Here is a 7405-nt window from a genome sequence, read left to right on the forward strand (position 1 = left end):
CGCAGAGCCAAATCATGCTCTTTTTGTCGTTCAAGATAAGGTGCTTGCATAGCAGAACGCATCATATTACGTCCTAAGCTTTTGTCTGCATCGCTATAATTTTTGCTGCTTTTATAAACAGCATTTGAAAGATTACCCATAATAACCCCTTGCGATTAAATTTATCAAAATTGATTTGGCAACGACATCATTGTTCTTCGCTTAAAAAGAACGCAAAAGTTGTTAACTTCTGTAACCACTACTTTAACGTGTAATTTTATAATCGCAATTGTTTTTTTTACTGTCATGGTAAAACTTCTTGTCATAAGACACAATTTCACCTGCAAAATGCCTTTACAATATGCCTTTTAGCCTATGAAATATTTGAAAAAACTTTCTTTTCACTTTTCATGACAAAACAGCAAAAAAATAAAGTGATCATGCAAAAGAAATGCCGTTTTTTGATAACCGGTTCCGTTTCCTTTTAAATTGAAGAATTTATTTATGCTTTCAGCTTTACAATACAACTAATAAGTGTAATTTGCAAATATAAAGCATCTAAACTGAATGAAAACTGAATGAAAAAAGAATCATTCAAGTTTTAAAGGCGCAAAGAAACAGCAAAAAATGACAAGAGTGATTGAAGCAAACGCAACAAACGTGTTAAAGAAAGAGCACCATTATGAAATTATCGCAAAAAGCTTTTGACCAGTGCCACACTGAGAAAGAAAATGATCATGGATAGCAAGATTGTTCAACAGAATGAGATTCTTCAAGATGATATTCTCATTGAAAAACACGGAAGGGGTAAATTTGAAGGTTTTCGTTTTTATGCCAACAAAAACAGTACCGATCAAATAGCTGGGAAGCAAATTTCGACAGAAATAGAGAATGAGAATTTGATTCTTGCTTTTTCCAAACGCGCGACACGTTTTTGTGCTTGTGCAAATGGAGATTTTACCCTCAGTTCTGATGGAATTGTGCGCTGGATTGGTCAACCCGTAGGACAACTTGTAGCAACAGAAGATTTTTTCAAACCAAAACTGATTGTTTTAGCAGATGAACAACTCACGGGAGAATCCCGCAATAACGTTGTGAAACGATTAGAACGCTTTGTCACCTTTCATTTTGAAACGACTTTAAAACCCCTGTTTGATTTGCGCAATGCTGATAATTTAACGGATTCAACAAACAGTCTTGCTTTACAACTTTTTAACTCTTTAGGGATTTTACCACGCCGCGAAGTCTTAGACATTGTCAAAAACCTTGCACAAGAATCACGTGCCGTTCTTCGACGTCTAGGCGTGCGTTTTGGCGCTTTTCATATCTATGTTGCCGGAATGCTTAAACCTACTCCGGTTCAAGCCATTACTCTCCTGTGGAATCTTCAAAATGCGGAACAAGATCAAACTGGTTTGGGTGAAATTTTTTCAGCATTATCTGCTGGTCGAACCTCTTTGATTGTTGATCCTACCTATAACCGCCAATTTTATCAATTAGCCGGCTACCGAATCTTAGGACAACGTGCTGTACGGATTGATATTTTAGAACGTCTTGCCAATCTCATCCGTCCCGCACTTCATTGGAAACAAGGAAGTGATCCTAAACCCGATGGAGCCTATGATGGCAAAAGTTTTTTTGTTACACCAGCCATGATGTCCATTCTTGGGGCCAATGGAAACGATATGGAAGAAATCCTCAAAGGACTTGGTTATCAATCGTACAGCATAAACAATACTGTTTTTGAACAAAATCTCTTTGCACACCAAGCCTCTTCCCCTGTCAATAGGGCAATGCAAGATGTTCCTGCAGCAGAATGCGTTGGAAGTCAATGGCAAACAATAAGCGATTTAGAAACAACACGAGAAGAAAAAAATACCTCATTCCCAAACACTTTATCCTCTAGTATTGAACAACATCTCCATAAAACCAATCGCTTACCAGCAGCTGAACCTGTTGGGAATTTTGCCAAATCCCCTCGCTCTACAGAAGAAGATAAAGTTATTTTATTATGGCATTATAAGCATCAATTTCCCCACCATGCACAAAAAAAACGTGATAAATTAGGAAATAAGTGGCAAAATAAATCGAAGAACGCTGTAAAAAAAGCGGAATACAAAAATGAAAATTCCCCTCAAGAAGCACCATCACAAGCAAAACGCTCTCATAAGTTCCACAAATCCCAAGGAAAACATGCAAATCATAAGCCCTTTCAAAAAGAAAAGCGCCTTAATCCTGATTCACCTTTTGCGAAACTAGCTGTACTACGCGATCAACTCACCAATCATAAAAACACGCACACACTTTCCTCTAAAGAGAATTAAAGTAACAAATGGAGTTTGATCTTGACCCACGTAGTAACCGACAACTGCATTCACTGCAAATATACCGATTGCGTTGAAGTCTGCCCAGTTGATTGTTTTTATGAAGGGGAAAATATGCTTGTTATTCACCCCGATGAATGCATCGATTGTGGTGTTTGCGTGCCAGAATGCCCAGCAGAAGCGATTTTACCTGATACAGAACCAGGATTAGAAAAGTGGTTAGAACTCAATCTTCATTATGCAAACAAATGGCCTAATCTAACCACCAAAAAAGATCCTCTTCCTCAAGCAAAAGAAATGGATGGTGTTCCAAATAAATTAGAAAAGTATTTTTCAGAAAATCCAGGAAGTGGCGAAGAGTAATGATAAAGTGTACACTCTCCTCCTTCAACGATTGAAAGACTTCTCTTGTAAAAATAAAAAATCCTTAAGCGAAATGATTGATTCTTTTAAATTTTGATGTTAGTGTTATTTTAACATGATCATCTTTCTAAGTATTTTTCTTTGCTTGTTATAGTAAAGCGGTGTATTTTTTTTTGATTTAAAAGTACTCGGCTTTTATGCTCACTTAATTGGTACAATATACTTGGTTAAAGAAAACTCAACCCTCAGGTTTATAACCTGTTTTCCGATACATTTGTTGATCATAAGGGAGTAAACTAAAATATGGCATCCCAACATGGAACGTCTTCCAAGACCAAAGAATTTGCAACCTCTGAATATATCGTCTACCCTACGCATGGAGTAGGACAAATTATAGCGATTGAAGATCAAGAAGTTGCAGGACATAAATTAAAGCTTTTTGTCATTCATTTCGCGAAAGATAAGATGGATGTCAAAGTCCCCATTGCAAAAGCCCTTTCCGTTGGAATGCGTAAATTATCTGCTAGTGATTCTGTCGAACGTGCCTTAAAAGTTTTACGTGGAAAAGCACGCGTTAAACGCACCATGTGGTCACGTCGTGCACAAGAATATGATGCTAAAATCAACTCAGGAGATCTTATTTGTATCGCCGAAGTGGTCCGTGATCTTTTCCGCTCTAATCTACAGCCTGAACAATCTTACTCTGAGCGCCAACTTTATACAGCTGCTCTTGAAAGAATGGCCCGTGAAATTGCGGTTATCAATAGTCTTTCTGAAACAGAAGCGATCAATCTCATAGAGATGCATCTCTCCAACAAGCCGGAACGCGAGTTTAAAACTGAGAGAGAAGAAACAGATGAAAACAGTAAAGCTGTCTACGCTGCATAATACACTCTTTCATCATAATGATGATATTTCGATAAAACCAGCGAAAAGCTGGTTTTATTTTTTAACATCCTCTCTGCCCTTAAGGACAAAGTTTCTTAACCAGCGCCAATCTATAAACAATCTAACTTTTCGACAAATTCCTCCTCCTTATTTTCTTTCTTCATAGATAACAAACTGATTAATCATCATAATCTAGCATTATTCATATTAAATTAGAATCTTGAATATGGTAAGATTTCTCATTTTAAATTGCTCTCATGTTGAAGCAATCAAATCACTTGCTTGTCAATCACAAGAGGAGCTGATCTGTGGGTAAAAACTGTATAAAAAGAGTGAGATACTGTCTCAAGCACCAAAGGATATACCAACATTGGAATCTGGCAAGATGTGTAAGGGGCGGGGGCTTGCTTTTTTATTTAAGCGTAAAGAGCATAGTGCCGTTTATACACTACACCCGAGACTTTACCATTTACCCTTCTACAAAACCATTATAACATTCAAAAACGCCGTCATAAAATGGATGCCACAAATATTGAAAAATATTCCTTTAAAAAAAGCGTGACAGTACAACATAAGCATATTTTGTATTGGGCGCTCTATTTTGCATGAGAAGCATTCCCCCCATTAAAGAACGCGATAAAAAAAACATGAACTAAAACCATCATCTCCATTCTGTAAAAGGCATTCCAAATACTTTTGAAAGCAGTAAAGCTCACTTAAAAAATAACAATAAAAATGAACGTTAGCATTGCCCTTTCAATTTCATACTTTTCCCAAATGAGGTTTCTTATTTCAGAGATTAGGAGATATACGCAATATTCTTACTCCAATCGAACACAAAAAATCTAGAATGATTCATAGAACTCTTAAAAGTCTTAATCTCTATTTCAAACAGACTTCTAAAGATTGGATATTCTCAGCAGGAATTGTCCATATATCATCTTTAATCTGATTCACGAATATGACGCAAAGGATTAATACGAACGCCTGTCAGGATAAGCAAACGCAAAGCCAATTGTGTTATGTTTTGTGTTTTACAGAGTAACTTATAAAAGGAAAGAACATCTCTCCAATCCATGGCTGGTCTATGAGTGGTTTTATGACGTTGTTTGCCTAAGAGTGCGCGTGCTTTTTTTGCTTGTAAATCAACATCCAAACCCAAAGCAACCGCATGTTTGAGACAAAGATTAAGATGCTTCAGTGCTTTATCTGCTGTTGCAGCTTTTGCATGCCAAATAGAGACAAGAATACTTCTCAGTTTGCGTAATCTCTGAAACAGGCAGACAGCCTAATTTAGGGAGAATATAAAGGCGTAAGGGTGAAAACCAATCACAAGCTTTACCATCTCCTTTTAGTTCAGCTTTACGGCTTTCAAAAGCATCTAGAGCAATATCTTTTAAGTAATGGAGATTACGCATTGCCTCACGCTTTTGTTTATCACGTTCTTTAATGAGGTCACGCCCCTCATGCAAAACAGAACACCATTAATTTGTACATTTACGGGCTTGTTTTAAAGAAACATCTCGCAAGGCACCCAAGCCCATTTCACGGCGCCGACCATGAATGGTATAACGTTAAGTCCATTGACCACCCCCATCTCTTACGTTTGTGAAGAAGCAAGCCGGCACCATCACTATATTTTCCAGCTCGTGGGTGTTGCGACAGCCCTTGGCACTTAAGACAATTCATAAGAACCATTTCTAGTCCTTTCTTATACAAATTTTATCCACACACTTATCCCGCTTATGACGTGCAAGCGAGTGGTTTTGATTGATTCTAGATAGAGAGATTTGAAAAAAGTGAATTATATATATAAATCAATATGTTGTATAGTGATTAACAGATAACAAAAAAATCATAAACTTAGGTAAGCACCACTATAAAATCATTCATAAACCAGCTATGAACTGGAAAAACGTACCGGCTTTGTAAAATACTTTGCTACCCCCACACATAACATATTTGGTTTTAAGTTTACTTATTTTTACAAGCTGTTCCCAACAAATCCCTTATATTCACAAAAATACGAAAAATATATGGAAAATTCTTAGTTCAAAAATATGAAAAGACAGCGTGATATTTATAGAAGAGTCTCATATACCTTTATCATAAAAAGCACTAAAGATTATTGAATCTGTATAGCTTTTGTCTTGTAACGGTTTTCTCTTTTCTGCTCATAAGAAAGCACGCTGATATCAGCATACACTTAACCCCAATGTTACAACAATTCTTACATTTGAAAATATTCATTATAGACATTTTTTCCTTTTTTATAGAGTTTTTACCCACATGCCAGCCCCACTTGTGACCGAAAAGCAAGTGATTGTCATTGATTCAACATAGGGAAAAATTTGAAATGAGAAAATCTCTACGATAGATCTTCCATTTAAGGCGCAAAACAACAAATGATCTCTATAAATCAATGTAATGTCGATCTCTATTTTTTAAGGAGAATCACATGTCACAATATAAGTCTATAGACAAACCATTGCCTTAAATATTCTCATAAAAAACACCGTTATGCTTTATGCTTAAAGCCTTACATGGATCAACCGCCTTAAAGACGATATTTAACGGTCTAATAGGATTCTCTCTACGGTCAATAAAGATTAAGTGTGATACAAAATGATTCTATTACTGAGCTAACTTATATCAATACCCAAGCTCTTAACGAAGTCATCATAAAAGACACTGATACAAGCAATCCTTTATAGCCTCCCAAGAAAACAAGAAAATCATCTCCCACAATAGAATCATTTTTCTACAGAAAAACTTTATCCCACACATGTTTTCAAGAAAAAGTGAAAAACGCATCTTACCCAATGCATTCACTAATGAAATAAAAGAAGTTCACCAATGGAAAAGAAAGAAAGCGCTCAGTCTTTAACTACTAAAACGGAACGCCCACGATACATTCCCTGTTCCACATCGATAGAAGACGATGCAAGGGAACCTCAACATTCATCTTAAAGCGAAAATGCACGCCCCAAGCGTGCATTGATCGATGAAATAAAAGAAGTTCACCAATGGAAAAGAAAGAAAACGCTAAAGTTTTAACTACTAAAACGGAACGCCCACGATACATTCCCTGTTCCACATCGATAGAAGACGATGCAAGGGAACCTCAACATTCATCTTAAAGCGAAAATGCACGCCCCAAGCGTGCATTGATCGATGAAATAAAAGAAGTTCACCAATGGAAAAGAAAGAAAGCGCTCAGTCTTTAACTACTAAAACGGAACGCCCACGATACATTCCCGTTTTCAAATCAATGTGATGAGGACGACGTAATTCACCAGAATTTTTATCTTCGATATAAGTCGGCGCCTTCAGAGCATCAGCCGAACGGCGCATGCCCCTCTTCGCTGGAGAGGTTTTTCGTTTAGGTACAGCCATAAAAAGACACTCCAAATCCATTAAAACAGAAAAAGCAATGTCAAAAATGACAATGCTTCATTTAAAAACACCATAAAATTTGAAGATATTATACACTGATAAAAAAGAAGAGGCAATGTCAAAATGATCCTCCTCTTACTAAAAATGACCTTCTTATTATAAAAAATGGTGTCACAATAATCAAATGAATATCAAAAACACTGCAAAATTTGAGAATTTTATACACCAATGAAAGCTTTTTTATAAGACCTTCATTTAATTTTTATTTGGTTTCAAAAGGGATTAGCGCATACAGTAGAGATACGGATAAAAAGAGAAGTTGATTTTTAATAAAAAATGACGCCAATTTATGAAAACAAGAAAAAGTGACAATCTTTCTCTTTAAATTTCATAATTTCATTTTTGTAAAAACAAAGGAAGCAAGAATGCACGAATTTACCACCCTTCTTGCAAAA

The 7405-nt window shown here is 36.3% G+C and carries 4 protein-coding genes and 2 pseudogenes; 3 read left to right on the forward strand and 3 right to left on the reverse strand.

All coding sequences use genetic code 11. The features are described from left to right. A pseudogene (locus ACFIO3_RS06200) lies at positions 1 to 140 on the reverse strand (RNA polymerase factor sigma-32); the annotation flags it as partial. Positions 141 to 716: 576 nt separating this feature from the next. On the opposite strand from ACFIO3_RS06200, the gene ACFIO3_RS06205 reads away from it, so the two are divergent. The 3 genes from ACFIO3_RS06205 (at position 717) to ACFIO3_RS06215 (ending at position 3554) form a co-directional block, all read left to right on the forward strand. Beyond that, positions 717 to 2303, forward strand: a complete 1587-nt coding sequence (locus ACFIO3_RS06205) for a hypothetical protein (RefSeq protein WP_375614516.1) — start codon at positions 717 to 719, stop codon at positions 2301 to 2303. A gap of 21 nt (positions 2304 to 2324) precedes the next feature. Continuing rightward, entirely contained in the window at positions 2325 to 2666 is a 342-nt protein-coding gene (gene fdxA / locus ACFIO3_RS06210) for a ferredoxin FdxA (protein ID WP_015856977.1), read from the forward strand. A gap of 303 nt (positions 2667 to 2969) precedes the next feature. Beyond that, entirely contained in the window at positions 2970 to 3554 is a 585-nt protein-coding gene (locus ACFIO3_RS06215; RefSeq protein ID WP_273790499.1) for a CarD family transcriptional regulator, read from the forward strand. A 906-nt stretch (positions 3555 to 4460) separates the two neighbouring features. Here the strand turns inward: ACFIO3_RS06215 and ACFIO3_RS06220 are convergent. Together ACFIO3_RS06220 and rpmF are read right to left on the reverse strand one after the other, a co-directional pair. Further along, a pseudogene (locus ACFIO3_RS06220) lies at positions 4461 to 5252 on the reverse strand (tyrosine-type recombinase/integrase); the annotation flags it as partial. 1518 nt (positions 5253 to 6770) lie between these two features. Beyond that, the gene (gene rpmF / locus ACFIO3_RS06225; RefSeq protein ID WP_005774555.1) at positions 6771 to 6950 is read right to left on the reverse strand and encodes a 50S ribosomal protein L32; all 180 of its coding nucleotides are present in this window, start codon (positions 6948 to 6950) and stop codon (positions 6771 to 6773) included. Between the last annotated feature and the right edge of the window lie 455 nt (positions 6951 to 7405).

This window comes from Bartonella sp. AD328YNZD (assembly GCF_042196425.1).

Excerpts from the sequence above, each read along its gene's own strand:
- rpmF (WP_005774555.1), bottom strand. The coding sequence starts at position 6,950 with ATGGCTGTACCTAAACGAAAAACCTCTCCAGCGAAGAGGGGCATGCGC.
- ACFIO3_RS06215 (WP_273790499.1), top strand. The coding sequence starts at position 2,970 with ATGGCATCCCAACATGGAACGTCTTCCAAGACCAAAGAATTTGCAACC.
- ACFIO3_RS06205 (WP_375614516.1), top strand. The coding sequence starts at position 717 with ATGGATAGCAAGATTGTTCAACAGAATGAGATTCTTCAAGATGATATT.